General features: G+C 70.6%; 28 protein-coding genes and 3 tRNA genes. 16 read left to right on the forward strand and 15 right to left on the reverse strand.

Annotated elements, in window-relative coordinates:
- Nucleotides 1-58 precede the first annotated feature (58 nt).
- Nucleotides 59-436 (forward strand): nuclear transport factor 2 family protein, encoded by a 378-nt coding sequence (locus ACFO6V_RS18935; protein WP_377137928.1) that lies wholly within the window; start codon nt 59-61, stop codon nt 434-436.
- An 80-nt stretch (nt 437-516) separates the two neighbouring features.
- Here the strand turns inward: ACFO6V_RS18935 and ACFO6V_RS18940 are convergent, their stop codons facing one another.
- The 3 genes from ACFO6V_RS18940 to trmB all read right to left on the reverse strand — a co-directional run bounded on the left by ACFO6V_RS18940 (nt 517) and on the right by trmB (nt 3558).
- Nucleotides 517-2154 carry a solute symporter family protein gene (locus tag ACFO6V_RS18940; protein ID WP_377138188.1) on the reverse strand — a complete coding sequence of 546 codons (1638 nt, stop codon included), beginning with the start codon at nt 2152-2154 and terminating at the stop codon, nt 517-519.
- Nucleotides 2155-2165: 11 nt separating this feature from the next.
- Nucleotides 2166-2504, reverse strand: a complete 339-nt coding sequence (locus ACFO6V_RS18945; protein ID WP_357505980.1) for a DUF485 domain-containing protein — start codon at nt 2502-2504, stop codon at nt 2166-2168.
- 256 nt (nt 2505-2760) lie between these two features.
- On the reverse strand, nt 2761-3558 hold the full coding sequence (gene trmB, locus ACFO6V_RS18950) for a tRNA (guanosine(46)-N7)-methyltransferase TrmB (protein ID WP_377137931.1): 798 nt from the start codon (nt 3556-3558) through the stop codon (nt 2761-2763).
- A gap of 132 nt (nt 3559-3690) precedes the next feature.
- Between trmB and ACFO6V_RS18955 the strand changes: the two genes are divergently transcribed.
- From ACFO6V_RS18955 to ACFO6V_RS18965, 3 genes are read left to right on the forward strand one after another with little or no spacing between them, the layout of a single operon-like run.
- The gene (locus ACFO6V_RS18955; RefSeq protein ID WP_377137933.1) at nt 3691-3987 is read left to right on the forward strand and encodes a ribbon-helix-helix domain-containing protein; all 297 of its coding nucleotides are present in this window, start codon (nt 3691-3693) and stop codon (nt 3985-3987) included.
- Nucleotides 3984-4418: a type II toxin-antitoxin system VapC family toxin gene (locus ACFO6V_RS18960; protein WP_377137935.1), complete on the forward strand. Its 435-nt coding sequence runs from the start codon at nt 3984-3986 to the stop codon at nt 4416-4418. The genes ACFO6V_RS18955 and ACFO6V_RS18960 overlap by 4 nt, the downstream gene beginning before the upstream one ends.
- A gap of 9 nt (nt 4419-4427) precedes the next feature.
- On the forward strand, nt 4428-4718 hold the full coding sequence (locus ACFO6V_RS18965; protein WP_377137937.1) for a hypothetical protein: 291 nt from the start codon (nt 4428-4430) through the stop codon (nt 4716-4718).
- A gap of 12 nt (nt 4719-4730) precedes the next feature.
- Here ACFO6V_RS18965 and ACFO6V_RS18970 read toward each other — a convergent pair whose 3' ends face one another.
- A complete protein-coding gene (locus tag ACFO6V_RS18970; RefSeq protein WP_377137939.1) occupies nt 4731-5306 on the reverse strand; it encodes a TetR/AcrR family transcriptional regulator in 576 nt (191 codons plus the stop codon).
- An 87-nt stretch (nt 5307-5393) separates the two neighbouring features.
- Between ACFO6V_RS18970 and ACFO6V_RS18975 the strand changes: the two genes are divergently transcribed.
- On the forward strand, nt 5394-6395 hold the full coding sequence (locus ACFO6V_RS18975) for an alpha/beta fold hydrolase (protein WP_377137941.1): 1002 nt from the start codon (nt 5394-5396) through the stop codon (nt 6393-6395).
- A gap of 6 nt (nt 6396-6401) precedes the next feature.
- Here the strand turns inward: ACFO6V_RS18975 and ACFO6V_RS18980 are convergent, their stop codons facing one another.
- Together ACFO6V_RS18980 and ACFO6V_RS18985 are read right to left on the reverse strand one after the other, a co-directional pair.
- Nucleotides 6402-7655, reverse strand: coding sequence for a HupE/UreJ family protein (locus ACFO6V_RS18980; RefSeq protein WP_377137943.1), 1254 nt, complete (start codon nt 7653-7655; stop codon nt 6402-6404).
- The gene (locus ACFO6V_RS18985) at nt 7652-11161 is read right to left on the reverse strand and encodes a metallophosphoesterase (RefSeq protein ID WP_377137945.1); all 3510 of its coding nucleotides are present in this window, start codon (nt 11159-11161) and stop codon (nt 7652-7654) included. The genes ACFO6V_RS18980 and ACFO6V_RS18985 overlap by 4 nt, the downstream gene beginning before the upstream one ends.
- A gap of 193 nt (nt 11162-11354) precedes the next feature.
- Between ACFO6V_RS18985 and ACFO6V_RS18990 the strand changes: the two genes are divergently transcribed.
- On the forward strand, nt 11355-11666 hold the full coding sequence (locus tag ACFO6V_RS18990) for a hypothetical protein (protein WP_377137947.1): 312 nt from the start codon (nt 11355-11357) through the stop codon (nt 11664-11666).
- Between the two features lie 48 nt (nt 11667-11714).
- On the opposite strand, the gene ACFO6V_RS18995 is transcribed toward ACFO6V_RS18990, so the two are convergent.
- Nucleotides 11715-11787, reverse strand: a tRNA-Lys gene (locus tag ACFO6V_RS18995).
- A 106-nt stretch (nt 11788-11893) separates the two neighbouring features.
- Nucleotides 11894-11969, reverse strand: a tRNA-Lys gene (locus ACFO6V_RS19000).
- A gap of 119 nt (nt 11970-12088) precedes the next feature.
- Here ACFO6V_RS19000 and ACFO6V_RS19005 point away from each other — a divergent pair.
- Nucleotides 12089-12649, forward strand: a complete 561-nt coding sequence (locus ACFO6V_RS19005; RefSeq protein WP_377137949.1) for a hypothetical protein — start codon at nt 12089-12091, stop codon at nt 12647-12649.
- 1 nt (nt 12650) lies between these two features.
- On the opposite strand, the gene ACFO6V_RS19010 is transcribed toward ACFO6V_RS19005, so the two are convergent.
- Nucleotides 12651-12947 (reverse strand): GroES family chaperonin, encoded by a 297-nt coding sequence (locus ACFO6V_RS19010; RefSeq protein WP_377138191.1) that lies wholly within the window; start codon nt 12945-12947, stop codon nt 12651-12653.
- A 148-nt stretch (nt 12948-13095) separates the two neighbouring features.
- Between ACFO6V_RS19010 and bcp the strand changes: the two genes are divergently transcribed.
- The 3 genes from bcp to ACFO6V_RS19025 all read left to right on the forward strand — a co-directional run bounded on the left by bcp (nt 13096) and on the right by ACFO6V_RS19025 (nt 14924).
- Nucleotides 13096-13578, forward strand: coding sequence for a thioredoxin-dependent thiol peroxidase (gene bcp, locus ACFO6V_RS19015; RefSeq protein ID WP_377137951.1), 483 nt, complete (start codon nt 13096-13098; stop codon nt 13576-13578).
- Between the two features lie 18 nt (nt 13579-13596).
- Nucleotides 13597-14808, forward strand: coding sequence for an acyl-CoA dehydrogenase family protein (locus ACFO6V_RS19020; protein ID WP_377137953.1), 1212 nt, complete (start codon nt 13597-13599; stop codon nt 14806-14808).
- Nucleotides 14809-14842: 34 nt separating this feature from the next.
- Nucleotides 14843-14924, forward strand: a tRNA-Leu gene (locus ACFO6V_RS19025).
- Nucleotides 14925-15010: 86 nt separating this feature from the next.
- Here the strand turns inward: ACFO6V_RS19025 and trxA are convergent.
- Nucleotides 15011-15373 carry a thioredoxin gene (gene trxA / locus ACFO6V_RS19030; protein WP_357505960.1) on the reverse strand — a complete coding sequence of 121 codons (363 nt, stop codon included), beginning with the start codon at nt 15371-15373 and terminating at the stop codon, nt 15011-15013.
- Nucleotides 15374-15531: 158 nt separating this feature from the next.
- Here trxA and ACFO6V_RS19035 point away from each other — a divergent pair, with 158 nt between their 5' ends.
- Nucleotides 15532-16101 (forward strand): NUDIX hydrolase family protein, encoded by a 570-nt coding sequence (locus ACFO6V_RS19035; protein WP_357505958.1) that lies wholly within the window; start codon nt 15532-15534, stop codon nt 16099-16101.
- On the opposite strand, the gene ACFO6V_RS19040 is transcribed toward ACFO6V_RS19035, so the two are convergent.
- The gene (locus tag ACFO6V_RS19040; protein WP_377137956.1) at nt 16098-17729 is read right to left on the reverse strand and encodes an ATP-binding cassette domain-containing protein; all 1632 of its coding nucleotides are present in this window, start codon (nt 17727-17729) and stop codon (nt 16098-16100) included. The genes ACFO6V_RS19035 and ACFO6V_RS19040 overlap by 4 nt on opposite strands.
- A 121-nt stretch (nt 17730-17850) precedes the next feature.
- Between ACFO6V_RS19040 and ACFO6V_RS19045 the strand changes: the two genes are divergently transcribed.
- Nucleotides 17851-19056 carry a sulfotransferase family protein gene (locus ACFO6V_RS19045; RefSeq protein WP_377137958.1) on the forward strand — a complete coding sequence of 402 codons (1206 nt, stop codon included), beginning with the start codon at nt 17851-17853 and terminating at the stop codon, nt 19054-19056.
- 87 nt (nt 19057-19143) lie between these two features.
- Here the strand turns inward: ACFO6V_RS19045 and ACFO6V_RS19050 are convergent, their stop codons facing one another.
- Nucleotides 19144-20148, reverse strand: coding sequence for a trypsin-like serine peptidase (locus tag ACFO6V_RS19050; RefSeq protein ID WP_377137960.1), 1005 nt, complete (start codon nt 20146-20148; stop codon nt 19144-19146).
- Between the two features lie 179 nt (nt 20149-20327).
- Between ACFO6V_RS19050 and ACFO6V_RS19055 the strand changes: the two genes are divergently transcribed.
- Nucleotides 20328-20702: a DUF3054 domain-containing protein gene (locus ACFO6V_RS19055; protein ID WP_377137962.1), complete on the forward strand. Its 375-nt coding sequence runs from the start codon at nt 20328-20330 to the stop codon at nt 20700-20702.
- Here the strand turns inward: ACFO6V_RS19055 and rdgB are convergent.
- Nucleotides 20699-21367: an RdgB/HAM1 family non-canonical purine NTP pyrophosphatase gene (gene rdgB, locus ACFO6V_RS19060; protein WP_377137964.1), complete on the reverse strand. Its 669-nt coding sequence runs from the start codon at nt 21365-21367 to the stop codon at nt 20699-20701. The two genes, ACFO6V_RS19055 and rdgB, sit on opposite strands and share 4 nt — an antisense overlap.
- Before the next feature lie 38 nt (nt 21368-21405).
- Entirely contained in the window at nt 21406-22863 is a 1458-nt protein-coding gene (locus ACFO6V_RS19065) for an MFS transporter (RefSeq protein ID WP_377137966.1), read from the reverse strand.
- Between the two features lie 138 nt (nt 22864-23001).
- Between ACFO6V_RS19065 and ACFO6V_RS19070 the strand changes: the two genes are divergently transcribed.
- A complete protein-coding gene (locus ACFO6V_RS19070) occupies nt 23002-23469 on the forward strand; it encodes a winged helix-turn-helix transcriptional regulator (protein WP_377137968.1) in 468 nt (155 codons plus the stop codon).
- Nucleotides 23470-23500: 31 nt separating this feature from the next.
- Here the strand turns inward: ACFO6V_RS19070 and rph are convergent, their stop codons facing one another.
- Nucleotides 23501-24250, reverse strand: a complete 750-nt coding sequence (gene rph / locus ACFO6V_RS19075; protein WP_377137970.1) for a ribonuclease PH — start codon at nt 24248-24250, stop codon at nt 23501-23503.
- 489 nt (nt 24251-24739) lie between these two features.
- Between rph and murI the strand changes: the two genes are divergently transcribed.
- On the forward strand, nt 24740-25543 hold the full coding sequence (gene murI, locus ACFO6V_RS19080) for a glutamate racemase (RefSeq protein WP_377137972.1): 804 nt from the start codon (nt 24740-24742) through the stop codon (nt 25541-25543).
- Nucleotides 25543-26370: an MBL fold metallo-hydrolase gene (locus ACFO6V_RS19085; RefSeq protein ID WP_377137974.1), complete on the forward strand. Its 828-nt coding sequence runs from the start codon at nt 25543-25545 to the stop codon at nt 26368-26370. The genes murI and ACFO6V_RS19085 overlap by 1 nt, the downstream gene beginning before the upstream one ends.

Below are 26370 nucleotides of genomic sequence, written 5' to 3' on the forward strand. Positions count from 1 at the left end.
TCCGCCACAAGCCGCCGTCCAACACAAGCCGTCCAACACGATGAAAGAGGAAACGACAGTGAACGCAGCACAGGAGAGCATCACGACCGGGAGCGTCGCACCGGAGGGCGTCGAGCTCCCCGCCGTACTCACGGCGCACCTGGCCGCCCACGAGGCCCGCGACGTCGAGCGGGAGCTGGCCTGCTACGCCGAGGAGGCCGAGGTCACCGACGAGGGCCGCACCTACCGCGGCACGGCGGAGATCCGCGCCTGGCTCGGCCGCGCGGCGAGCGAGTACACCTACACGAGCGAGCTGACCGCCGTCCGCCAGGACGACGCGGAGCACTGGACCGCCGTCCGACACCTGGAGGGCAACTTCCCGGGCGGCGTCGTAGACCTCCGCTACCGCTACACCCTGGAGGCCAACCGGATCACCAACCTCACAATCGCCCCCTGAAACAGCTGAGTGCTGGGTATTTGCCCTCGGAACGTCTCCGGGAGGGCAAATACCCAGCACTCAGCGGGGTGGTCAGGCCGTCAGTGCGCAGTTGCCTTTTCCGCGCCCGCGCCCGTCAGGGAGCGGACCTCCATCTCGGCGTACTTCTCCGGGTGCGACTGCTCCTTGCTCAGGAACGTGCCGACGATGCCGAGCACGAACGCGAGCGGGATGGTCACGATGCCCGGGTTGTCGAGCGGGAACCAGTGGAAGTCGATGGCCGGGTTGCTGATCATCGACTTGCTGAGCCCGGTGACCGGGTCGGCGGGCTTGCCCGACACGACCGGCGAGAAGATGATCAGGATGATCGTCGAGCTCAGGCCGCCGTAGATGCTCCACAGCGCGCCGGACGTGTTGAACCGCTTCCAGAAGAGCGAGTAGATGATCGTGGGCAGGTTCGCGGACGCCGCGACGCAGAACGCCAGCGCGACGAGGAACGCGATGTTCTGCCCGTTGGCGAAGATGCCACCGATGATCGCGATGATGCCGATCACGACCACCGTCCAGCGGGCCACCTTGACCTCGCCGTCCGGCGCGACCTGCCCCTTCTTGATGATGGAGGCGTAGATGTCGTGGGAGAAGCTGGCCGCCGCGGTGATCGTCAGACCGGCGACCACGGCGAGGATGGTCGCGAAGGCGACCGCCGCGATGATGCCGAGCAGGATCTCGCCGCCCAGCTCGAACGCGAGCAGCGGGGCCGCGGAGTTCTGTCCGCCCGGTGCCGCGAGGATCGTCTCGGGTCCCACGAGCGCAGCGGCGCCGTAGCCGAGCACCAGGGTGAACAGGTAGAAGATGCCGATCAGCCAGATCGCCACGACCACGGACTTCCGGGCCTCCTTGGCCGACGGCACCGTGTAGAAGCGCATGAGCACGTGCGGCAGGCCCGCGGTGCCGAGCACCAGGGCGAGCGCCAGGGACAGGAAGTCGAGCTGCGACAGAGCCGTGGCGCCGTACTGCAGACCCGGCTCCAGGATCGCCTCGCCGTTCTCGCCGGCCATGTTGACGGCCTCCTGCATGACGGCCGACAGGTTGAAGCCGAAGAGTGCGAGCACCCAGATCGTCATGACGCCGGCGCCCAGGATGAGGAGCGTCGCCTTGATGATCTGCACCCACGTGGTGCCCCTCATACCGCCCACCAGCACGTACAGGATCATGAGCGCGCCCACGACGGCGATGACGACGCCCTGTCCGGCCTTGTCCGTGATGCCGAGCAGGAGTGCGACGAGCCCGCCCGCGCCGGCCATCTGGGCCAGCAGGTAGAAGAACACGACGGTGAGCGTCGACAGCGCTGCGGCCATCCGGATCGGCCGCTGCTTGAGCCGGAACGACAGCACGTCGGCCATCGTGAACTTGCCGGTGTTCCGCAGCAGCTCGGCGACGAGCAGCAGCGCCACGAGCCAGGCCACGAGGAAGCCGATGGAGTACAGGAAGCCGTCGTACCCGTTGACGGCGATGGCACCCGCGATCCCCAGGAAGCTCGCCGCCGACAGGTAGTCGCCGGCGATCGCCGTGCCGTTCTGGGTACCGGTGAAGTTGCGGCCGCCGGCGTAGAAGTCCGCCGCGGTCTTGTTCTGCCGGGACACCCAGAAGACGACGACCAGGGTGACCACGACGAACGCGCCGAAGATCCCGATGTTGATCCAGATATTGCCGACGTTCGTCGCCGCTGCCGCGGCCATGACGGTCCCGTTCACAGCGCGCCCTCCTCGATCTCTTCGCGCAGGGCCTTGGCCCGGGCGTCGAACTTGTTGTTCGCCCACCGCGCGTAGAGCGTGGTGATCACGAAGGTGGACACGAACTGCAGCAGCCCGAAGATGAGACCGACGGTGAAGTTGCCGCCCACGCGGATGCTCATGAAGTCGTGTGCGTACGTGCTCATGAGCGCGTACAGGAGATACCAGACGAGGAACAGCGCGGTCATCGGGAAGACGAAGTTCCGGAAGGCCTTGCGGAGGCTCTGGAACTCTTCCGATCTCTCCACGCGCTGATAATCGGTTTCCGTGGGCTCTGAAGCCCCTACGTCACTCATGACGCCTCCATTGGCTCATGGGGGCGCGCGCCTAGCCCGCGACCCGGTGCGCACTTCGCACCTGGGGCCCAATGTGCCGCACTTCACATGCCGGGGGCAAACAGATCACACGGTGGATTTCGGGACTTGACCAAGTCGTTATATTTCGCGGAGTCCATGTAGAGATCTCGAAAATGGACAGGTCAGGGCAGTGCGAGTCGGGGTGGGAGTCGGGGTGCGAGTCGGGGTGCGAGTCGGCGCGCCGGTCGGCGCCGCATCAGTGCCGCACGTACTCCAGGTCGGCGATCTCCCGTCCGGCCTGGTGAGCCTTGCGTTCGAACCCGGTCAGCACGCGCCGCTCGAACCGCGGGGCGACGCCGCCGGGCCCATGCGCGTTGACGAGCCCGGCGTGCGCCTCCAGCACCTCGACCATCTGCTCGGCGTACTCCGCCCAGTCGGTCGCGAGCCGCAGCGTCCCGCCCGGACGAAGCACGCGGGCCGCGAGCGCAGCGAACTCCGCGGTGACCAGGCGGCGCTTGTGGTGGCGCGCCTTGTGCCAGGGGTCGGGAAAGAAGACCCACAGCTCGTCCAAGGACCCGGCCGGGAGCGTCGTCTCGAGGAGCTCTGCCGCGTTGGCCTGCACGAGCCGCAGGTTGGGCAGCCCGTCCTGGCCGAGGGCCGCTCCCGCCCGCTCGGCGCGCGCGATCGTGTGGGCGAGCCCGGGGTGGTAGACCTCCACGGCGAGATAGTCGCGTGCGGGGTCGGTGGCGGCCGCCTCGACGACGGCGTCGCCGAGGCCTGAGCCGATCTCGACGACGAGCGGGGCTCGGCGCCCGAAGACCTCCTCGACGTCGAGCACGAACTCCGGGTCCACCGAGGTGCGCGCGACCGCCCGGGGGACGTCGACCAGGTAGGCGCCGTGTCGCGCGGCCCACAGCCGCTTCTGCTTGTCCGTGAGCCTGCCGGACCGCCGCACGAACGACACCGGCTTGGTCCGGAACCCCGCCAGCTCGGGCCGGTCCGCGGCGTCGGGCTGGTGGGCGGCGTCGGGCTGAGGAGGTACGGGCTGGCTCACGGGTAGAGCGTACGAGGTGGCGGCCGGGCGTTGCGTATCCGCAAGGATTCAGGGCTCGCCGCGCACGTCCGCGGCAGCGGGCGGCAGTCTGGGGGCAGCCACCCGGACCACCCCGCGAAGTCAGGAACGACCATGCTTGCCGCCGCACCCGCCATCGACGTATGGCAGCAATACCATATAGAGATGGCTCTCAAGCGGACCACGGTCTACCTCGACGAGAACGACCTGCGTGACCTCAAGATTGCGGCTGCCCGCCGTGGCGTCAGCGAGGCCGAGATCATTCGCGAGGGCGTCCGGCACGCCCTCCTTCGCAATCGTGTCTGGGACGAGCCGGTCAACTTTCCGCTCGTCTCGAGCGGCGACCCGACCTTCGCCTCGCGAACCGACGAGATCCTCAAGTCGATGAACGCGGAGCCCGACACCGAATGATCGTCGTGGCCGACACCTCAGGCATCATCGCCTCGATCGATACCGACGCGCCGGAGCACGAAGGCGCCCGCGCCGTGATCGACCATGCGAGCACCGTCCTTGTTCCGCCTCTCGTTCTTGCTGAACTGGACCACCTCGTCACGGAGCGTTTTGGCCGACACGTCGCCGGCGGCCTGATAGACGAGATCGTCCGACAAGCGGAGTCCGGACGATTCATCGTCACTCCACTGACCGCCGAGCATCTGTGCACGGCACGAGCCGTGCAGGTCCGGTACGACGATCTCGGTCTTGATCTCGCTGACGCCGTCATCACCGTCATCGCGCGTGACAACTACACGAACGCGATCCTGACGCTCGACCGCAGAGACTTCCGGACCGTCCGCCCGCTCACCGAGGACAAGTCGTTCCGCATCCTTCCCGACGACAGCTGAGCGGGCACCATGACCGAACGTGGCTCCCGCTCGCACGTCGAGCTCGACGGACGCCGGATCGTCGTCGACCTGTCCGACGGCGACCTCGAGCGGCTCACCGCGATAGCGCGCCGGCGCGGCATCGACGGCCCGCGGCTCGTCCTCGGGTGGATCCGGCGCGGGATGCTGAGCAACCGCAGCTGGGCAGAGCCGGACGAGCAACGCGTGCCGCCCGGCCGGGTCGCGCAGGACGTCGAGGTCGCGCAGCAGTCCGAGGACCTCTTCCGTGACCTGCTGGGCAGCCCCGCCGATCCCGACTGATCCGCGGGGCAGTCAGATCCGGCCCACCTCGGACTCGAGCATCGCCACCGCCTCGGCCGGCTCGAGATCCCTGACCAGGACCCGCAGGGTGAGGCCGTCGGCCAGGGCGAGCAGGCGCCGGGCCTGCTCCAGGGCCGCCTGGTCGGCGCCGTCGGCAGGCCCGCCGCGGTCGGCCTGGATGAGCCGCACGCACTCCTCCTCCGCACCTCGCCGGGCCTCGGCCAGCACCTGGCGGACGGCGGAGTCGTTGATCGACTTCGCCACGTAGGCGTACCAGACGCTGACGCCCACCCGGCCGGCGTCGTCCCGGGGGATCTGCTGGCTCACCACGTGCAGCAGACGCTCGCGCGGTGCCGCTTCGGCGGTCTCCTGATAGCCGCCGTGCGCGCTCTGGACGAGCGCGGTGCAGCCGGCCAGGACGAGCGCCTCCTTGGTGCCGAAGTAGTGCTGGATCCGGCCCATCGAGACGTCCGCGGCCGCAGCGACGTGCCGCAGGCTCACGCCCTCGATCCCTTGCTCGGCGATCACCAGCCAGAGCGCGTAGACGATCTCCCAGCGACGTTCCTCGTGATCGACCACTTTCGGCATGCACCCAGCGTACCAATACGTTCGCATCGTAACGTGTTACGATGCGAACGTATTGCAAAAAAACCGAACTTCCGAGAGGACCCTCCGATGCGCAAGAACCACACCGGACCCAAGCGCCGCCGGTGGCCGGTCGTGCTGCTGGCGACCCTGGCCGTGGTCTCGACGAGCGGCCTGGTGCTGCTCCTCGCGACCAGCAGCCCCGGCGTCGGCCACTTCCGCACGCCGGAAGCGCGCGAGGCCTACGAGGACGCATACGCCGAGGCGCTCGGCCGCCTGCCCGAGCCCACCGAGACACAGGACATCGAGACGACCTTCGGCACGGTGCGCGCCTACACGTGGATCCCGGAGGGCCGGTCGGACACCACCCCCGTCGTCCTGCTGCCCGGACGGTCGTCCGCAGCGCCGATGTGGGGCGACAACCTGCCGCACTACATCGAGCACCGCACCGTCTACGCCTTCGACGTCATCGGCGACACAGGCATGTCCCAGCAGACCGTCCCGATGCGCGACGTCGGGGACGCGGCGCGCTGGGTGGACGAGGCGATGGCCGGCCTCGGCCTCGACCGGGTACACCTGGTGGGTCACTCGCAGGGCGGCGGGCTCGCGGCCGCCGTCGCGGTGCGGTACCCGGACCGCCTGGCCAGCCTGACGCTGCTCGAGCCGGTCCTGACCCTGAGCGCGCTGCCGCTCTCGGTCGTGCTCGCGAGCATCCCGGTCTCGCTGACGTTCCTGCCCGAGTCGTGGCGCGAGGCGGCCCTGAACCAGATCGGTGGGGTCGAGAACGAGGAGGTCGACCCCGACGATCCCCTGGCCCGGATGATCAACGTCGGCGCCGAGGGCTACAGCTCGTCAGGACTGCCCAACCCCGTTCAGCTGACCGATACGGAGCTGAAGAACCTGCCCATGCCGGTCTACGTGGGCATCGCGAGCGGCTCCCCGCTGGCCGGCGGCGAGGCGGGGGCAGAGAAGGCGAGGCTGATCCCCGACGCCCAGGTCAAGGTCTGGCCCGACACCACGCACTCCCTGCCGATGCAGGTGGCGCCGGCGCTGGACGCGGAGCTGGAGACGTTCTGGGCGGCGCACCCGTAGGGGCCCTTACGGGGCCGACGTCAGGCGTTCCGCTACCCAGTAGAGGGCCACCGCCACGATGCCCGCGGTCGTCGTACCGAGCACCCAGCGGGCGGCCTGGGGAGCCCGGACGCGCAGCAGCACCAGCAGCGGGAACACGACGGCGATGATGCCGAGCTGCACCGCCTCGATGCCCACGTTGAACGACAGCAGCGACCACAGCAGGGTCCACGACCACGCCGCGTCGATGCCGAGCGCGCCCGCGAACCCGACGCCGTGCACCAGGCCGAAGGCGAACACGACCGGCAGCCGCCAGCGGTCCCAGCCGGTCAGCTCGTCCCGGGTCCCGGCCGGTGCCCGCCACCGCAGGGCGTCCCGGACCGGGGCCGACGTCGTCCCGCCACCGGACGTGAGGCCGGGCGCGACCCCGGACGCGAAACCCCGCCCCAGCCAGATCAGGTGCAGGTCCACCGCCGCCACCACCGCGATCGACGCCGCGATCACCGGCTCCACCACGATCGCCGGCACTGAGACCACGCCCAGGGCCGCGAGCAGGAACGTCACCGAGTGCGCGACGGTGAACGCGGTGGCGGTCCAGACGACGTCGCGCAGCCGGCGCGCGCCGATCAGCAGCGCCAGCAGGAACAGCACGTGGTCGAGGCCGAACAGCAGGTGCTCGCCGCCCAGCACGAAGAACTCCCCCACCTGCTTGAGCAGGCGGTTCTCCCCCGTGGTGAGGGTGGGCGACGCCGCGGTCAGCACCGCCGAGCCCTCCTCCTCGTCGAGCTCGTACCGGACGATCGTCTCGGTCGAGTGCACGAACGACTCGACGTCCGGGAACAGGTCGCTGGAGACCTCGTGCACGCCCTCCGGCTCGCCGTCGCACGCGAACGTGTACGTCAGCGAGGCGTAGGCCCGCTCCCCACGCTCCACCACGTCGGCGGTGTCGAGCGAGGGGATGCACGGCTCGCCGTCGTAGGTGACGACGAAGCGGTCGGTGACGTACCCGTCGACCGCCCGCTCGTGCTCGTCGAGCTGCGCGAGCTGGTCCGCCCGCCCGGTCGCCTCGTACGCCTCGGCCCGCAGCCAGGCCGACTTCATGAGCAGGTCGTACTCGAGGTCGAGCACGGCGGTCACGTCCGACTCCGCCGCGGGGGTCACCGCCGCGTAGACGTCGCTCGTCGCGTCGTGGGCCGCGGCCGGCCCGGCGAGCGACACCCCGACGGGGCTGCTCAGCAGTGTGAGCAGCCCCGCCAGGGCCAAGGAGCGACCGAACCTCAACGCCGCGCCGTGGTGAAGTACGCCGGGGACGCCGTCGTCGTGCCGCCACCCGCGGTGCGGGCCGTGACGAACCAGGCGTAGGTGCGGTCCGGCTTGAGACCCGTCCACCGGACCGAGGCGACCTCACCGGACGACACGGTGTCGCTGCCGATCCGATGCACCGGGTCGTACAGCACCACTGACTCGGTCGTGAACGACGTCGTGCGGGAGGTCAGGTCGACCGGCAGCACCATGTTGTCCTCGAGGCCGTTGTACCGGTGCTCGGTGTCGTACTCGGTCGCGCCGAACTCGCCCAGCAGCGGCGAGTAGGTATCGATGGACACCTCACCGCGGTCGACGTCGAACTGCAGCATCCGGAAGAACGACGCGCCGAACTGGAGCTGGTCAGCGGGGTCGTACCCGCCGATCTGGGTGAGCCCGAGCTGGCCCGCGGTCACCGTGTAGAACTGGTAGTCCGCGAGCAGCTCGACCACGCCGCCGCCGATGTCGCCGACGACGGGCGGGCGCACGTTGGTGCCCACGCCGTGCCGGTGCCCGGCCAGCACCAGGAACACGTTCGGGTTGTCCTTGACGAGCAGGTTGTACAGCAGCGGCCCGTCCGACCCGCCGAAGTTGGCCCCGCGCCCGTCGGGCGACGTCGACGGCTCCAGGTAGTCGTGCGTGAGCAGGACGCCGTTGCGGTCGGAGTAGCGGTCGAAGATCGACGCCGCCCACTCGGCCTCGTCCCGGGTCACGCCGTAGGACAGGCCGACCACCACGAAGTCCAGGCCGCCGGCCGAGAACAGGTCGTAGTGGTTCTCGTTCGAACCCGGCGTCATCGAACCGCCGTACGTCGCGTTCTCCCAGCCCTCGGCGAGCGCCTCGTAGCGGTCCGGCCCGAAGTGCTCGTCGAACAGCTCGGGGTCGGTGCCCGACTGGTTGTCGTGGTTACCGGCGACGACGCCGTTCGGGATGCCCGCCGCGTCGATCCGGCCCTGCGCCTCGGACGCGAACTCGAACTCGCCGGCCACCTGCTCCTCGAGCTCCGGCGGGATCGCCCGGATGTTGTTCTCGATGATGTCGCCGGTGTGCGCCACGTAGGCGATCTTGCGCTCGTCGGCGTTGTCGACGATCCAGTCCATGACGCCCGTGTAGCCCTTGGCCCAGACGGCGCGCTCCTCCGCGGTCTCCTGCTCGACGGCACCCTCGGTCAGGTACTGCGTGTCCGTGTAGTGGACCATCGAGAAGTCGTACCCGGCCGGGTCGGCGAAGCCGTTCGGGTCCCCGGGGTCGATGTCGTCGGCGAAGGGGTCCTCGCCGGTGACCATCGCGTGCACCTTGCCGCGCAGCACGTAGTCCCCGGTCACGGTGCCTTCCAGCACGGTCGCCCCGTCGACGGCGCCGCGCGCCGAGGCCACGACGTCCCACGCGTCGGTGTCGGGGTTCCAGGCCCGCAGGCTGACCAGGCGGGCCGGGTCGGCGGTGCCCTCCCAGCGCAGCACCGGCGCCTCGACGCGGCCACGGACCGGCACGTCGAACCGCTGGTACGTGACGTCGCCCGACGCCGGCGAGTCCGCGGACCGGCCGTCGCCCGGCTCCAGCGCACGGGTGCTCAGCTTCTTCTCGCCCCGCACGCTCAGCGTGCTCGGGACCTCGGGCGCCTCGCCCTGCCAGGCCTGGGTCGGCGTGAGGATCTCGGCGCTGGAGAAGGTGGCGGTGACCCGGCCGTCGTCGGGCTCGGCCACCGTGGCGCGCAGCGTCGCGGTGCGCCCCACGTCCGAGGTGCCCGACGCCGGTGCGACGTCGGCCGGCACGTCCGGGATGCCGGCGCTCACGAAGGGGATCTCGTGGGTGACCTCGTTGCCGAGACCGTCGGTCGCGGAGACCTCGATGGTGTGGCTGCCCGCGGCGAGGCCGGGTCCGACCGGGTCACCCACGGCGATCTCCTCGCCGTCGAGCGTGACGTCGGGGCCCTGCACCACGCCGGAGGCGTCGTCCACCGAGACCGCCAGGTGCACGGCGGTGGTGAGCCGGTCGCCGTCGGCGGGCGTTACGGAGGCCAGCGCAGGGCCGGTGTTGTCCGTGAACAGGGCGCGGGTGGCGGTCTCGCCGGTCGTCGAGGTGGCGGCGAGCTCGTGCTCGCCGTCGGGCAGCGTGGTCGTGTCGACGTCGGCCCGCAGGCCGCGCGCGGGGGCGTCCACGGCGAAGGTCACCGTGACCTCGCGCAGGGCGGTTCCGCTGGAGCCGCAGGTGCCGTCGCCCATGGAGTAGGAGGGCTTCAGCCCGACGCCGGCGGCGGTGCCCGCCGCGGGGGTCAGCGCGAGGTTCGAGATGGTGAAGTCGTCGCGGTTGCAGTCGCCCGCGAAGGTGCCGGTGACCACCTTGACGGTGTTGTCGCCGGGCCGCAGCCACTCGTTCGGGATGACGACGTCGGCTCGCTGGCTAGCGTAGGAGCCGCCCAGCGGCATCTCGATCCCGTTGACGACCAGCAGGTTCGCGGCGTTGCCGTCCACGGCGTTCGACCCGACGTTGAACGAGAACGCCGCGTCGCCGGAGCCGAGCGTCGCCGTGGTCTCCACCGCCTCGCCGTCGACGGTGAGCTCGGCGGTGGCGCCCTCGCCGTCCGCCGGACGGGCGCCGACGGCGGTCACCGTGCCGTTGGCGAGCGTGCCGTCGGTCGGGGTGAGACGCGGGGCGCCGACGGGCGCGTTGTTCACGCGGACCTGGTGCGCCGTCGTGTCGCCGTCCGCCGTGCGCGCCTCGATGGTGTGCTCGCCGTTCTCCAGCGTGGTCGTGTCGAGGTCGGCGCTGAGCCCCGTGGTGCCCTGCGGGTCACCCTGCAGGAAGAACGACAGCTCGGCGCGCAGCAGCAGGCTCGTGTTGGTGCCGCAGCTGCCGTCGCCGAACGCGTACGTGTACTCGTTCTCCTCGCCGTCGGCGGTCTCGCCGAGCGGCTCGAGCGTGAAGTCGGAGAGCACGAAGTCGTCGTGGTTCACGCCGCAGCTCGTGTTGATGGTGCCCGCGACCACTTCGACGGTGTTCTCGCCGGTCACGAGGTACTCGTTGGGGATCTCCAGCTCGACGCGCTCGCTCACGGCGTCGGGCAGGTAGATCGGCTCCGAGCCGTTCACCGACACGTAGTTCTTGTAGCGCGCCTCGGTCGAGTTCGTCGCCACGTTGTAGCCGAGGACCGACGTACCGAGCGTCTCGGTGGCACCTGGCACGTCGACGCCGTCGACGGTGAGGCGTTCGACGTCGTCACCAGGCGCGACGGGTTCGGCCGCGACCGGGACGGTCCCCTCGAGGAACTCGCCCTCGTCAGGTGTGAGGACGGGCCCGCCCGCCGCCGGTTCCGCCGGCTCGTGCGGTGCCGTCGCGGTGGCACCGGCCGCGGTGCTGCCGGTCTCCGCGGGGGCGGCGGACGACGACGTCGCGACCCACCCCGTCATGGCGAGCGTGGCCGCCGTGACCGCCGCGACGAGACCGGCCTGCTGCCGACCTCGCTGTTTGCTGGTGACTGGCCGCATGGCCGTCCTCCCTGTGGTCCGTGAAAGGTGGACGGCCCTGAGCACGCCCGGAGGTCAACCTGGACCGGGTGGGTGAACAGAACGGGTGCGGGAGGCAACAACCGGACAAATTGTCCGTTGGGCCGGGTGAAGCCGCAGGTCAGCAACGACGCGGGGCCTGGGTGAACTTGCCGTCAGGCCCTAGGCTCGGCGCATGTCGAACCCGGGCGACCAGATCCAGCTCTGCTGCTTCCTGTGGGCGCACCCCGGCCAGGAGGCGGCGCTGACCGCCTATGAGGACCGGGTGCTGGAGCTGCTGCATGAGCACGGCGGCACGGTGGTCCAGCGCGCGGTGTCTGACGGCGCCGAGGGCCGGCCGCACGAGGTCCAGCTCTACCGGTTCGCCGGGCAGGCCGGCCTGGACTCCTACCTCGCCGATCCCCGGCGCACGGCGCTGGCGGAGGAACGGGACCGAGTGGTGGCACGCACCGAGGTGTTCCCCGTCGAGCTGCGGCCAAGCGCCTGAGCGGGAATGGCGAAGGCCCCCACCGTGGTGGGGGCCTTCGACGTACTGTGCGCCATCATGGACTCGAACCATGAACCCGCTGATTAAGAGTCAGCTGCTCTGCCAATTGAGCTAATGGCGCCTGCGACGGAAAGATTACCAGGGCTTGGACCCTCTGGCGCACCATTACTTCCGCCTCGCGACAACCCAGGCAAACGCCCTCGAGAGGGACCCGCTGGACCGCCGTCTGGTGCGCCATCATGGACTCGAACCATGAACCCGCTGATTAAGAGTCAGCTGCTCTGCCAATTGAGCTAATGGCGCCTGCGACGGGAAGAAACACTACCAGGACCTGCGCCGTCACCGGAAACCGAACGGGCAGCTCGCCGCTGTGAACTGCGTGACAGCGGGGCACCACCGACCGCCGCTACGCTCCGAGCACCATGACCGTCACCGATAGCAGTGCGGACACACCGACAGAGGCTGCGGCGCAGCTCGAGCAGGCTGTCCTCCTGCGGCGCGTGCGCGCCTGGCTGATCGTGTTCATCGTCGGCCTCGTGCTGAGCGGGGTCACAGCGTTCCCGTTGGTGACGGAGGTCCGCTGGGGCCACGAGCTCCTCGTCGCGTGGGGCGTGGAGACCTGGCTACCGAGCCTCGTGGAGTGGTTCGCCCGCGTCCGCGAGGGGCTGGAGGCCACCGCCGCCGACTACCCGTTCATCGCGTACGGCACGGACTGGCTCGCGTTCGCGCACCTGGTCATCGCCGTCGCGTTCTGGGGCCCGTTGCGCGACCCGGTCCGCAACATCTGGATCATCGACTTCGGGCTGATCGCCTGCGCGGGGATCATCCCGCTGGCCCTGATCGCCGGGCCGATCCGGGACATCCCGTGGGGCTGGAGCCTCATCGACATGTCGTTCGGCGTCTTCGGCGCGATCCCGCTGCTGCTCGTGCGCCGCATGATCAAGCGTCTGGAGCTGCTGCAGGCCGACGTCCGACCCGCCTGACCTACAGATAGAGCCCCGTCGAGCCGTCGGCCTCATCCCGTTCGGCGACGCCGTGCACGTCGCGCTCGCGCAGGAGCACGTAGTCGCGGCCCGCCAGGTCCACCTCGGCGCGCTCCTCGGGGTCGTAGAGAACGCGCTCCCCGACGTCGACCTGGCGCACGTGCTCGCCCTTGGCCACGACGGTCGCCCACGCGAGCCGCTTGGGCCCGACCGCGGTCGCCGGGATCACCAGGCCGCCCGTGGAGTGCCGCTCCGCCGAGTCCGACTCCGGCTCGACCAGGAGCCGGTCGTGCAGCATGCGGATCGGGAGGGTGCCTGGCTTCGTAGCGGCGTTCGTCACAGCGGGGGTGCTCACAGGACAACGCTACGCGACCGGCGGAGAGGGTTGTCCACAGGTCCCGCCGGGCGGGCCGCCGTCGGGCCGTGAGGCGGCTACCGTTGCTCGCATGACCACACGTCTCGAGACCGGGGACAAGGCTCCCGACTTCACGCTCCCGACCGCCGACGGCGCCACCGTCAGCCTCGCCGACCTGGCGAAGAGCACCGACAAGGGCGTCATCGTGTACTTCTACCCGGCCGCCGCGACGCCGGGCTGCACCAAGGAGGCGTGCGACTTCCGCGACTCCGAGGCGTCGCTGCTGGGCGCGGGCTACGCCGTCGTGGGCATCTCGCCCGACAAGGTGGCGAAGCTGGCCAAGTTCGCCGACGCCGAGGCGCTCACCTTCCCCCTCGCGTCCGACGAGGACCACGCGACGCTGGAGGCGTACGGCGCCTGGGGCGAGAAGCAGAACTACGGCAAGACGTACGTCGGCGTCATCCGCTCCACCTTCGTGGTGAACCCGGACCTGACGGTCGCCGAGTCCTTCTACAACGTGAAAGCGACAGGCCACGTGGCCCGGATCCGCAAGGTCCTCGGGCTCGATGACTGAGCCGCAGGTGCAGTGCTGATGGGCTCGCCCGCCGATCTGCTCGACATCGACTCGGAGCTGAGCGACGCCGAGCTGGCCACGCGCGACCGGGTCCGCGAGTTCGTGGACCGGCGCGTCCGGCCGGACATCGCCCGCTGGTTCGCCGACGCGTACTTCCCGCGCGAGCTGGTGCCTGAGCTGGGTGAGCTCGGCCTGCTCGGCATGCACCTGGACGGGTACGGCTGCGCCGGCCGCTCCGCCGTCGAGTACGGACTGGCCGCGCAGGAGCTGGAGGCCGGCGACTCCGGCATCCGCACCTTCGTGTCGGTGCAGGGCTCGCTGGCGATGTCGGCGATCCACAAGCACGGCTCCGAGGCACAGAAGCAGCACTGGCTCCCCCGCATGGCGACCGGTGAGGTGGTGGGCTGCTTCGGACTCACCGAGCCGGGTGCGGGCTCCGACCCCGCGAGCATGACCACGCGCGCCCGGTTCGTGCCGGGCAGCGAGGGCGGCGACGCCGGTGGCGAGTGGGTGCTGGACGGCGCCAAGCGGTGGATCGGCATGGCCTCGTTCGCGGACATCGCGATCATCTGGGCCAAGGTGGCCGAGCCACAGGAGGGCGGCGGCGAGCGCGACCGGGTCCGCGGGTTCATCGTGCCGACGTCGACCCCGGGGTTCGCGGCGGTGCCGATCGAGCCGAAGCTGTCGATGCGCGCGTCCGTGCAGTGCGACATCACGCTGGAGGGTGTCCGCGTACCCGCGGACGCCCTGCTTCCGGAGCACCCCGGCCTGGCGGGGCCGTTCGCCTGCCTGGACGAGGCGCGCTACGGCATCGTGTGGGGCACCGTCGGCGCCGCGCGGGACGCGTTCGAGGCCGCGCTGGCCTATGCCAAGGAGCGCGAGCAGTTCGGCACGCCGATCGCGGGCTTCCAGCTCACGCAGGCCAAGCTCGTGGACATGGCCCTGGAGATCACCAAGGCGCAGCTCATGGCGCTGCGGCTCGGCCGGCTCAAGGATGCCGGGCGGCTGGAGGGGCACATGATCTCGGCGGGCAAGCTCAACAACGCGCGCATCGCCATCAACATCTGCCGCGAGGCGCGCACGGTGCTGGGCGGCAACGGGATCACGCTGGACCACTCGCCCATGCGGCACGCCAGCAACCTGGAGTCGGTGCGCACGTACGAGGGCACCGACGAGGTCCACACGCTCGTGCTCGGACGACACATCACGGGGCTCGCCGCGTTCCGCTGACCTGCACGCCCACTACCCGTAGACTGTGCGCCGCGCGCGAGTGGCGTAATTGGCAGCCGCGCCAGGTTTAGGTCCTGGTGTCTTCGGACGTGGGGGTTCGAGTCCCCCCTCGCGCACAGCGGTCCAGCAGACGGCGACGGCCGCCTCCCGTGAGGGATGCGGCCGTCGCCGTCTGCTCTGCCGGACCGGCCGAGGGGCCAGGTCAGTTCTGCTGGGCCGCGAGGTCCTTCTTCACGACCTCCATGTCGAGGCCGCGGACGGCCTCCACGACCTCGGCGAGGCCCTTGGCCGGCAGCGCGCCCGCCTGGCGGAAGACCAGCACGCCGTCGCGGAACGCCATGAGCGTGGGGATGGACGTCACCTGCGCGGCCGACGAGATGCCGGGGTTCGCGTCGGTGTCGATCTTCGCGTGCACGATGTCGTCGTTCTTCTCCGAGGACGCCTCGAAGACGGGGCCGAACATCTTGCACGGCGGGCACCAGTCGGCCCAGAAGTCCACGAGGACTATCCCGTTGTCGCTGACTGTCTTCTCGAACGTGGCATCGGTGATGTCGACGGTTGCCATGTCGCGTTTCCTCTCGTTGTACGTCTCCCTGGTGCAGCACAGTTTCGCCCTCAGCTATTCCGGGAAGAGCGCCGTAGTGAGCGGCACGACACCACTGCGCCGGTCCGGACGGCGCGGGGGTACGGCGCTGCGGGGCGCGAACTGGTAGAACGGACCCCGTGACGGACACTGCCGACTACCCCCAGGACGATTTCTACCGCGACCCCTCCCAGGCCTCGGGATGGCTGACGGACGAGGACCTCGCGGTCGTGCGGGCACAGCTCCCGCTCATCTACATCGACGCGATCCCGGTCCGGGTCGACGACTCGGGTGACGTCATCGCCGTCGGCCTGCTGCTGCGTGTGAACACGCAGGGTGTGATGACGCGGGCCCTGGTCTCCGGCCGTGTCATGTACCACGAGCGGGTCCGGGACGCGCTGCTGCGGCACATCGAGAAGGACCTCGGGCCCGTCGCGCTGCCGCAGGTCCCGCCGTCGCCGCAGCCGTTCACCGTCGCGGAGTACTTCCCGACGCCTGGCATCACCGCGTTCCACGACCCGCGCCAGCACGCGGTGTCGCTCGCGTACGTGGTGCCGGTGACGGGCGACTGCCGCCCTCAGCAGAACTCCCTGGACCTCGCCTGGCTGACGCCCGAGGAGGCGTGCGCCGACGACGTCCAGGCCGAGATGATGAACGGCCAGGGCATGCTGATCAAGCAGGCGATGGCCCACGTGGGCCGGCTGCCCTAGGACAGGTCCAGCACCGGCCAGTCCTCCAGGTCCGAGCGCATGCGGCGGTCGTGCGTTGCCACGACCACCGCGCACGGCGTGACCTGGAGCGCCCGGGTCAGCTCGTCGACGAGGTCGATCGACAGGTGGTTCGTCGGCTCGTCCAGGAGCAGCAGGTGCGGCGCGTGCAGCAACGCCCGCGCCAGCTCGAACCGGCGGCGCTGCCCGGCGGACAGCTCGGCGAGCGGCCGGTCCAGGTCCTCCTCGCTGAGCAGGCCGAGCCCCGCGACCGGCACCACGTGGTCCGGGTCGAGCTCGCCCGAGGCGAGCAGCCGCAGCGCCTCGTCGGCATAGGTCTCGAAACCGGTCCGCAACCGCGCCTTGCCGGTGATGGGCGGGCTCTCCTGACCGACGACGCCGATGCGCGCCCCGGGAGCGACGAACCGGGTCCCCCGGTCCAGCTCCAGCGTCCCGGCCAGCGCGCCGAGCAGCGTCGACTTGCCGGTCCCGTTGGGCCCCACGATCAGCAGCCTGCCCGACGGCGGGATCGCTATCCGCGTGCCCGGCAGGTCCACGCGGCCGCCGCCACCGTCCCCCACGCGCGGCGAACGGACCTCCACCACGGGATGGCTGGGGTCCCAGCCCGGCGACATCGCGGGCAGGTCCGGGAAGCCCAGCTCGACCGGCGGCTTCGGCACCTCGATGGCCTCGGCCTCGAGCTTCTGGACGAGCCGGTCGGCGGCCTTGACGTGGATCCGGGCGTGGGTGGCGCGGCGGTGCTTCTGCGAGCCCTTCCCCGGGCGCCACTCGTCGGACAGGCCCTCGTACGACTCGTCCAGCCGCTCGGCGAGCGCCGCCGCCCGCTTGCGCTCGGCCCGGTAGCGCTGGCGCCAGCGGTGCAGTGCCTGGTTCTTCGCGAACCGGTAGGTCAGGTAGCCCGGCTGCCCGTACAGCACGGGCTTGCCGTCCCAGGACGGGTCGAGGTCGAGGATCGCCGTGGCGACGTCGTCCAGCAGCTCGCGGTCGTGGGTGACGAGCACGACGCCGCCGCGCCACGCCACGAGCTCGCCCGTGAGGAACTCGATGGCGGAGTCGTCCAGGTGGTTCGTGGGCTCGTCCAGCAGGAGCAGGTCGGAGCGCTCGGCGAGGCGGCAGGCGAGGCGGACGCGGAACCGCTCGCCCACGCTGAGCTCGTCGAGACGGCGGCCGGGGTCGCGCGGCGCACCGAGCCGGGTGAGCGCCACCTCGACGCGCCGGTCGGCGTCCCAGACCGCGAGGTGCTCGGCGAGGGAGAGGGTGCGTTCGAGCACCGCGAGGTCGCCGGAACCGTGGTCGAACGCAGCGGCAGCGGCCTCGAGCTCGGCGGCCGCGCTCCGTAGGCCGTCGAGCGTGCCTTCGACCAGGTCGCCGATGGTCTGGCCCGGCGTGGGGTGCAGCTCCTGCTCGACGAGGGCCACCGAACCGTGCCGCCGGACCTCGCCCGACTTCGGCTGCAGGTCACCGGCGAGCAGGTGCAGGAACGTGGACTTGCCGGAGCCGTTCTCCCCCACGACGCCGAGCCGCGTGCCGTCGTTCACCGTGCAGCTCACACCGGCCAGCACGTCCCGCCCCGGGTACGCGAAGGCAAGATCCTGGGCGACGAGGTGCATCCGCCAAGCCTACGGGCCCTTCCGCGCTCGGCGGACCCGGCACTTTCCTTTACGCGGAAATGCGCGTTACGGGATGATATGTACCGCCGCTCTTCGTGCGAGCGCCCACCCTTGGAGAGACGTGCCCGAGACCCCGCCTGCACTTCGCCTGACCAACCTGCTCCTCACGCCCGGTACCCGCACCCGCAAGGACCCGGACGCCGTGTTCGACCGCATGATCGCCCGGGCCTCGCGCGGCCGCACACCGCTGAGCGCCGAGTACGCGGCAGACCTTGAGCACCTCCGGCTGGTCCTGCGCGCCTTCGCGCGCTTTCCCGGCCTGAGCCCGCTCGGCTGGATGGCGGGGCAGGCGCTGGTGGAGTCCCGCATCCGGAACCGTGTCGTGGTCGGCGACCTGCACGCCCGGCATCCCCGGATCGCCGGCGAGCCGGTGGAGGCTCCGGTGTTCGTGGTCGGCATGCCCCGGGCGGGCACCACCCTCACGTACAACCTGCTGTCCAGGTCACCCGCCCACCGCGGGCCCAAGCTCTGGGAGATGACGCACCTCGGCCTGGCCGTCGACAGCGCCGCCGAGGCCGAGCTGATCCGGCGCACCCGGAAGAAGTACGCGATGGTGTCGCGGCTCAGCCCCACGTGGGACACCATCCACCCGCTCTTCGCCGAGACCGAGGAGGAGGACACCTTTATCCGGGCCCACTCGGAGCTGCACTCCATGGCCGTACCCGCGCCGGACTACGTCGAACGCCTGCAGGCCTTCGACCACCGGCCGGACTACCGGTTCCTGCGCGACACGCTCCAGGTGCTCTCCTACGAGCGGCCCACGCGCCGCTGGGTACTGAAGCATCCGGCGAACCTCTTCCACATGTCGGCGATCCGCGACGTGTTCCCCGACGCCCAGTTCGTCTGGTCCCACCGGACCCCCGAGGTCGCCCTCGCCTCGCTGTGCTCGATGGCCGAGGCCGCGGAGCGGCTGCACAGGCGGCCGGACGCCGTCGACCTGGCCGAGACCGGCAGGCTGTGGCTAGCGATCATGTCCCGCGGGGTGTCCCGCGCTCTCGCCCAGCGCGCCGCCCTGGGGTCCGACGTCGTGCACGACCTGCCGTACGAACGCCTCACCGGCGACCCGTCCACGGCGCTGCCGGAGCTGTTCGAGCAGCTCGGGGCCCAGTGGGGCGCCGCCGACGAGGCGAACCTGGCTGCGGCACGCGAGGCGCCGAAGCAGCGCGCGCCGCACCGGTACGACCTCGAGCGGTTCGGGCTGGACCAGGATCAGGTGCATGCGGCGTTCGCCGACTACCTGGACCTGCTCCCGGCCCTGACGCGCTGAAACCGCTGGCCGCGCCTGTCGGTCTCGACAGGCTCGACCAGCGGTTCCGGTCGCCAGCGGCTGCCGGCGGTAGCCGCGGTCAGCGCATCAGCGGCTTGCCGCGGTGTTGTACAGCGACTGGGCGACAGTGCCCAGGTACGGGCCGAACATGTAGCTGCGCAGCCTGCCACCGTTGTACTTGAAGGAGTTCACCGAGTTGAGCGTGCCCAGGCCGGTGGACTCGTTGTAGTTCACGAACCACGGGCCGCCGGACGAGCCACCGGTCATGTTGCAGTTCAGGCCCTGGTCGGCGCTGCCGCCGTAGGTGTCCTGCACGACGGTGCCGTGGCACCACGCGATGTCCGAACCGTCGTACGGGCTGGCCGCTGGGTAGCCGAACGAGTACATGTACTGGCCGCGCGACTGGTTGAAGCCGATGGACTGTCCGCCGACGACGTCGGTCAGGTGCGCTCCGTCGACGGTGTTCACGATGGCGAAGGCGAAGTCGTAGTCGAAGTCGCCGCTGTCGCGCCACTGGGTGGTCGTGATGAGCTGACGGGCGGTGAAGGTGCCGTACGGCCGGGCGCCGTCGTCGTAGCCGGGGACGAACGCCCAGTTCGTGGCGTAGGCACCGGGGCCTTCGTTGAGGCAGTGCCCGGCGGTGAGGACGACGTCCTTGTTCCCCGAGGTCACGGCGCTGCCCGAGCAGACGTAGTTCGATCCACCGAGCGTGAAGAACACCTTGCCCGTGGTGTCACGGACCTCGCCACCGCCCGAGAAGTAGCCGCCCGTGAAGTCGGCGACCGCGGCGGGAGCGGCCTGGCGGACGACCGACGGCTTGCCCACGGCCACCGCGTCGCCCGCGGAGGACTTGTCCTTGCCGGCGACGAGGACGTCCGCCGGCACCGCGTTGCGCATCCGCTGGGGGGTCCAGTAGTCGACCACCTTGTCGTGCGCCGCCCGGGTGGTCGCCGCGTTGTGCACAGCGACGTTGCTGCCGGTGGTATCGCTCGGCTGAGCCACTGCCGGCGCGACCGACGCGAGGGTGACGCTCCCACCAAGTGCCAGAGCTGCCAGACCCGCAAAAAGATTGCGGGAGAGGTTGCTTCGCATGCCTGCCTCCTAGATCACACGGTCCGCCACATGGCGGGCTGAGTGATCTTGAGGCCTGGACGATTCGAGTACAAGGGTTATACATGTCCGACATGTAAACTTTTCACCCGGGTGAAGCACGCTGTGCCGAGAACCACCCCGATGCGGGCTCGCACGCGTCCCCGGACTACTCTCGACGCGTGAGCACCACCGCCCCCCGCACCGTGCCCGTCTGGCCCGCCGCAGCGGCCGACGCCGTCGCCGTCCTGGCCTTCGCCTTCATCGGCATCGCGTCGCACGACGGGTCGCTGGTCGCCGCCTTCGGGCGCGTGGTGTGGCCCTTCGCCCTGGCGGCCGCGCTCGGCTGGGCTGTGACCCGCGCCTGGCAGGACCCGTCCCGCGTCTGGCCGACGGGCGTGCTGATCTGGTTCATGACCGTGTTCGGCGCTCTGGTGCTGCGCGGCGTCTCGGGCCAGGGTCTCGCCTGGTCGTTCGCGCTGGTCACGGCCGTCTTTCTGGCGATCACCATGCTCGGCTGGCGCGCGCTGGTGACGGCGCTGCGTCGCGCTCGCTAGGCGCCCAGCACCTCGAGGACCACCGGGGCCAGCGCCCGGAACGCCTTGCCGCGGTGCGAGATCGCGTTCTTCTCCTCCGGCTCCAGCTCCGCAGCGGTCCGACGGCGGTCGCCGTCCGCGCTCGCGCCATCCGGCGCCGCCTCGTCCGGGACGAGGATCGGGTCGTAGCCGAACCCGTTGGTCCCGCGCGGCTCGGTCGCCAGCAGGCCCCGCATCTCGCCGATGCGGACCTCCTCGCGCCCGTCGGGCGTGACCAGCGCCGCGGCGCACACGAACCCCGCCTGACGGTGCTCCAGGCGCACGTCCCCCAGCTGGCCCAGCAGCAGGTCGAGGTTGGCCTGGTCGTCGCCGTGCTTGCCCGCCCAGCGGGCCGAGAAGATCCCTGGCGCACCGCCCAGCACGTCCACCGCCAGCCCTGAGTCGTCGGCGACGGCGGGCAGCCCGGTCGCCGCGCACACCGCCCGCGCCTTGATCAGCGCGTTCTCGGCGAACGTCACGCCGTCCTCGACCGGCTCCGGTGCGCCGACCTCGCCCGAGGTGACCAGAGCGCCGTCCGACAGGTCGAGGCCGGACGCGGCGAGGATCGCCCGCAGCTCCCCCACCTTCTTGGCGTTGTGGGTCGCGAGGACGATCCGGGCGGCGGGCGGCACTGTCGAGGAGCTCATGCCCCGATCATGCCAGCCGCCGCCCGGCCCGAAACTCCTCAGACGGGCTCGAGGACCCGGCCGGGCTGCCCTTCGACGGCGTCCACGGCGGGCACCTCGTCGTCCGTCCGCGGCTCGTCACCGCCGTCGGCACCGCGCAGGTAGTGCCGGCTCATCGTGCGGTACTGCCGGCTGGCGAGCGCGAGCGCCGTCAGCACCAGTCCGAGCACCGCGAGCAGCATGAGCACCAGCGCGATCCCCCGGGCAGGCCCCGTACCGAACCAGCCGCCGATCAGGGCCGCGCCGGCGCCGTCGGTCATGAACGGCTGGAACACGAACTCGGTGAGCGGGCTGATGAGGAACGCCGTCAGCGGCGCCGCCACCATCTCGACGCTGTGGGCGAACCCGAGCACGCGCCCCTGCCGCTCGTAGGGCACCACCTTCTGCAGCACGGTCTGCTCGGACGCCTCGGCGAACGGCATGACGAACAGGTACACCGCGAACCCGGCGATCAGCAGCACGGCGCTGTGCTGGATCGGCAGGAGAAACGTCGCGGCCCACATGATGAGGTTCACGACGAGCAGGGTCCGCAGCGGGTTGCGCCCGACACCGCGCTTGGCGACGACCAGGCCGCCCAGGATCATGAACACGCTGATCCCGCCCCACGCGAACCCCCAGGCCTGGACCGGCATGAGCGACAGCCCGTACGGGTCGGCCAGCGCCATCAGGCCGCCGCCGAGCAGGTTGTTCAGCAGCGTGAAGCCGATCAGCGCCCACATCCCCGGGATCTGGCTCACGATGCGCAGGGTCCCGCGCAGGTCGACCTTCTTGGGCTCGTCCGCCGCCGCGGCCTCGGCCAACGACTCCGGCACCTGCAGGCGGTGCAGGTGCACGACGGCGGCGGCCAGCACCACCACCGCGACGACCAGCACGCCGAGCATCCCGCTCGACGCGACCAGCAGGCCGCTGATCACGGACGTCACCAGGTGGGAGATACCCGACGTGGTGCCGACGAGGCCGTTGGCCCGGTCGCGGCGCGACTCGTCGAACAGCGCGGTGACGACGGTGGTCATCGCGATGCCCCGCACGCTGCCCGCCATGACGCCGGCCATCGCGAGCAGCACGAGCGCCCAGAGCCGGACGTCCGCGGGGTCGGTCCACGCGGCGGCGGGAGTGGCCAGGTACAGCGCCAGCGCCGCCACGTAGAACGCCAGCGAGACGACCGCCGAGGCCTGCATCACCGTCTTCTTGCGGTGATGGTCGACCAGCGAACCGAACCACACGCCGGTCGACACCATGGCGACCAGGAAGATGCCTGAGATGACACCGGCCGCGAAGACCGAGCCCGTCTCCAGGTACACCCAGAACGTGACAGCGAACCAGACGGTGAAGTTGACCACCGACGCCAGGCTCACGTTCACGAGGAGGTGCGCGAAGGTGCGCACCTCCGGGTCCTGCATGCGCAGCTTCGCCACGCCGTCCGACGCCGTCACCGCCGCCGTCTCGTTCGCACTCATCTGAAGCTCCTCGGGGTCCGGGTCCTTGTGGACCCTCCGTCACTTCACTACGATGACCGTAGTGATCATGCAGGTATGACGGAGCGGGTCGCGGGGAATCATCGGTCCGCGGCGGACGAGTTTTCGCAGGAGGGCAGCATGAAGCGAGCGAGCGGCAAGTCCACGTGTCCGGTCAACTTCGGCCTGGAGACGTTCGGTGACCCGTGGTCGCTGCTCGTGATCCGCGACGTCGTCTACTTCGGCAAGCACACGTTCAACGAGTTCCTGGCGTCCGACGAGGCGATCTCCCCGAGCGTGCTCACCGCCCGGCTCGACGCGCTGACGAGCGCCGGGATCCTCCGCCGGTCCCCCGACCCGGCCGACGGCCGGCGGGTGCGCTACGACCTCACCGAGCGTGGCCTCGGCCTGATCCCGACGATGGTCGAGATCGCCGAGTGGGGCGCGACCCACGACCCGGGCACGGGCGCGCCGGCGGACTGGATAGCCCTCGTGCGCGACAACAAGCCGGAGATGCTCCGCCGTTACACCGAGACGGTGCGCCGCGGCGGCAGCGTGTTCGTCGGCGAGGACAGCGTCGCCGCGCAGGTGCAGGCCGCGCAGGTCTGAGCCACGACACCCGGGCCTGCGCGGCCCGCGGTCAGAGCTCCTGCGCGAGCGCGTCCTGCTGGATCTTGGCGAGCTCGGCGGTGCCGCCCACCGCGAGGTCGAGCAGCGCGTCGAGCTCGGCGCGGTCGAACGGCGCGTGCTCGGCGGTGCCCTGCACCTCGATGAACTTGCCGCCGCCCGTGACGACCACGTTCATGTCCGTCTCCGCGCGGACGTCCTCGACGTACGGCAGGTCGAGCATCGGCGTTCCGTCGATGATGCCGACGGACACCGCGGAGACCGTGTCGGAGAGCACCTGCTTGCCGCCCTTGACGTGCCCGTGGCGGCGACCCCAGGCGATCGCGTCGACGAGCGCCACGTAGGCGCCGGTGATCGCCGCGGTGCGGGTCCCGCCGTCAGCCTGCAGCACGTCGCAGTCGAGCACTATGGAGTTCTCGCCGAGCGCGCTCATGTCGACGACGGCGCGCAGCGACCGGCCGATGAGCCGCGAGATCTCGTGCGTGCGGCCGCCGATCTTGCCCTTCACGGACTCGCGCGCGCTGCGCTCGTTGGTGGCGCGCGGCAGCATCGCGTACTCGGCGGTGACCCAGCCCTCGCCGGAACCCTTGCGCCAGCGCGGCACGCCCTCCGTGAACGAGGCGACGCACAGCACGCGGGTCCGCCCGAACTCCACGAGCACCGACCCCTCGGCCTCGTCGAGCCATCCCCTGGTGATCTTCACGGGGCGGAGCTGGTCGGTGGCGCGCCCGTCGGCGCGGACGATGTCGGTGCTGGAGGTCATGCGCTCCAGCCTAGGGTCTGTCGGGGATTGCAAGCGGCCCGAGCGGCCCGCCTGCCGGGTGCGTCCGTCAGCTTTCGTCTGTCCCGGACCGCGTGCGCCTGAACACCAACAGGCCACACACGATGATCAACAGCCCAGCGATCACGGCCGGAGGAACGAAGGAACTGAGCAGGACCCCCGCAACCACAGAACCGAAGGTCATCAGGACGATCAGAGCGATCAACTTTGGCATATGCCGCACAGCGTTGCTCCGATCAGGAGTAGATGAAGTGGCACTGACGCATACCCTGACCTGCAACAGTTTGCCCATGCACCGGCCATTCCGGTAAATCTAGACCACAGGGGTTCAGACCGCCTACGAAGGCGACGGACAGCCAGTCATTCGGTCCCGCATGCACCGTCCTGACCTGCCGCAACGTGTCACGCGTCACGCGTGGCGCGGCTCACGAGCACCGGTGACGACGCGTTGTCGTCGCTAGGCTTCACCCCGTGAACGACGCGCCCATCGGGATCTTCGACTCCGGCCTCGGCGGCCTCACGGTCGCGCGCGCCATCCTGGACCAGCTGCCCAACGAGCAGGTCCGGTACCTCGGCGACACCGCGAACAGCCCCTACGGACCCAAGCCGATCGCCGCAGTCCGCGCGATGGCGCTCGACGCCATGGACCGGCTCGTGGCCGCCGGTGTGAAGATGCTGGTCATCGCGTGCAACACGGCGTCGTCGGCGATGATGCGGGACGCCCGCGAGCGGTACACCCAGCGGCACGGCATCCCCGTGGTCGAGGTCATCCTGCCGGCGGCCCGCGCCGCCGTGACGACCACGCGGTCGGGCCGGATCGGCGTCATCGGCACGCGCACCACCATCGAGTCGCGTGCGTACGACGACGCGTTCCACGTCACGCCGGGCCTGACCGTCACGAGCCAGGCCTGCCCGGAGTTCGTGCGGTTCGTCGAGGAGGGCCGCACGTCGGGCCCGGAGGTGCAGAAGTTCGCGCACCAGTACCTGGACCCGGTGAAGGCCGCAGGCGTCGACACGCTCGTCCTCGGCTGCACGCACTACCCGCTGCTCGCGGGCGCCATCTCGTACGTCATGGGCGAGGAGGTCACGCTGGTCTCCAGCGCCGACGAGACCGCCAAGGACGTGTATCGCACCCTCGTCGCGCACGACCTGGAGCGCGCACCCGACGCCGGCGCGCCCGTGCACCGGTTCCTGACCACCGGCGACCCGGCGCCCTTCGGGCAGCTCGCCAGCCGGTTCCTGGGCCCTGAGGTCTCACTCGTGGAGGCCGTCTGATGCGCCTGATCCCGATCGGCGTCTCCGGTTCGTTCCCGGGGCCGGCGACCCCCGCGTCGTCGTACCTGGTGCAGGTCACCGCCGCAGAGGCGGCCGCAGCGGGGCACGAGGCGCGCGACTGGAACGTCCTGCTCGACCTGGGTAACGGCGCGTTCGGCGCCCTGCAGCGGTTCATGGACCCCAAGGACCTCGACGCGGTCTCCATCTCGCACATGCACCCGGACCACTGCGCCGACCTCTCGGGTCTCTACGTGTACCTGCGGTACCACCCTGAGCACGGCTCGTTGCGTACCGGCGGCAAGGAGCAGCCCCTGCCCGTCTTCGGCCCGTCGACCGCGGAACGGCACGTGGCGCTGTCGTACGGGCTGAGCGAGGGCGAGTCGATGGAGAACGACTTCGACTTCCGGTCCTGGGCCGACCTCGAGCAGGTAGTGATCGGGCCGCTGACCATCGAGCCGCACCGGGTCTTCCACCCGGTCGAGACGTACGGCGTGCGCGTGACCGGCCCGTCGGCGTCGGGCGGCACGACGACGCTGGCGTACACGGGAGACACCGACGCGTGCCCGTCGGTGGTCGAGCTCGCGCGCGACGTCGACCTGCTGCTCAGCGAGGCCGCGTTCCTCGAGGGGCGCGACGACGTCGTCGAGCGGGGCATCCACCTCACCGGCAAGCGCGCCGGCCAGGTGGCGACCGACGCCGGTGCCCGCCGTCTGCTGCTGACGCACCTGCCGGTCTGGAACGACCCCGCGGACTCCCTCGCGGAGGCGCGCGGGACGTTCGCGGGCCCGGTCGACATAGCGGAGCCGGGCACGGTCTACGAGCTGTAG

The sequence above is a fragment of the Promicromonospora alba genome, assembly GCF_042654905.1.
Taxonomy (GTDB): Bacteria; Actinomycetota; Actinomycetes; order Actinomycetales; family Cellulomonadaceae; genus Promicromonospora; species Promicromonospora alba.

Bases quoted from the DNA above. Each gene is read 5' to 3' on its own strand.
- ACFO6V_RS18955 (WP_377137933.1), top strand. From the start codon at position 3,691: ATGCTTGCCGCCGCACCCGCCATCGACGTATGGCAGCAATACCATATA.
- ACFO6V_RS18975 (WP_377137941.1), top strand. From the start codon at position 5,394: ATGCGCAAGAACCACACCGGACCCAAGCGCCGCCGGTGGCCGGTCGTG.
- ACFO6V_RS18965 (WP_377137937.1), top strand. From the start codon at position 4,428: ATGACCGAACGTGGCTCCCGCTCGCACGTCGAGCTCGACGGACGCCGG.
- ACFO6V_RS18960 (WP_377137935.1), top strand. From the start codon at position 3,984: ATGATCGTCGTGGCCGACACCTCAGGCATCATCGCCTCGATCGATACC.
- ACFO6V_RS19020 (WP_377137953.1), top strand. From the start codon at position 13,597: ATGGGCTCGCCCGCCGATCTGCTCGACATCGACTCGGAGCTGAGCGAC.
- ACFO6V_RS19085 (WP_377137974.1), top strand. From the start codon at position 25,543: ATGCGCCTGATCCCGATCGGCGTCTCCGGTTCGTTCCCGGGGCCGGCG.
- trxA (WP_357505960.1), bottom strand. From the start codon at position 15,373: ATGGCAACCGTCGACATCACCGATGCCACGTTCGAGAAGACAGTCAGC.
- ACFO6V_RS18990 (WP_377137947.1), top strand. From the start codon at position 11,355: ATGTCGAACCCGGGCGACCAGATCCAGCTCTGCTGCTTCCTGTGGGCG.
- ACFO6V_RS19070 (WP_377137968.1), top strand. From the start codon at position 23,002: ATGAAGCGAGCGAGCGGCAAGTCCACGTGTCCGGTCAACTTCGGCCTG.
- ACFO6V_RS19010 (WP_377138191.1), bottom strand. From the start codon at position 12,947: ATGCTGCACGACCGGCTCCTGGTCGAGCCGGAGTCGGACTCGGCGGAG.
- bcp (WP_377137951.1), top strand. From the start codon at position 13,096: ATGACCACACGTCTCGAGACCGGGGACAAGGCTCCCGACTTCACGCTC.
- ACFO6V_RS18970 (WP_377137939.1), bottom strand. From the start codon at position 5,306: ATGCCGAAAGTGGTCGATCACGAGGAACGTCGCTGGGAGATCGTCTAC.
- ACFO6V_RS18945 (WP_357505980.1), bottom strand. From the start codon at position 2,504: ATGAGTGACGTAGGGGCTTCAGAGCCCACGGAAACCGATTATCAGCGC.
- ACFO6V_RS19005 (WP_377137949.1), top strand. From the start codon at position 12,089: ATGACCGTCACCGATAGCAGTGCGGACACACCGACAGAGGCTGCGGCG.
- ACFO6V_RS19040 (WP_377137956.1), bottom strand. From the start codon at position 17,729: ATGCACCTCGTCGCCCAGGATCTTGCCTTCGCGTACCCGGGGCGGGAC.
- rdgB (WP_377137964.1), bottom strand. From the start codon at position 21,367: ATGAGCTCCTCGACAGTGCCGCCCGCCGCCCGGATCGTCCTCGCGACC.
- ACFO6V_RS18985 (WP_377137945.1), bottom strand. From the start codon at position 11,161: ATGCGGCCAGTCACCAGCAAACAGCGAGGTCGGCAGCAGGCCGGTCTC.
- ACFO6V_RS19065 (WP_377137966.1), bottom strand. From the start codon at position 22,863: ATGAGTGCGAACGAGACGGCGGCGGTGACGGCGTCGGACGGCGTGGCG.
- rph (WP_377137970.1), bottom strand. From the start codon at position 24,250: ATGACCTCCAGCACCGACATCGTCCGCGCCGACGGGCGCGCCACCGAC.
- ACFO6V_RS18940 (WP_377138188.1), bottom strand. From the start codon at position 2,154: ATGGCCGCGGCAGCGGCGACGAACGTCGGCAATATCTGGATCAACATC.
- ACFO6V_RS19050 (WP_377137960.1), bottom strand. From the start codon at position 20,148: ATGCGAAGCAACCTCTCCCGCAATCTTTTTGCGGGTCTGGCAGCTCTG.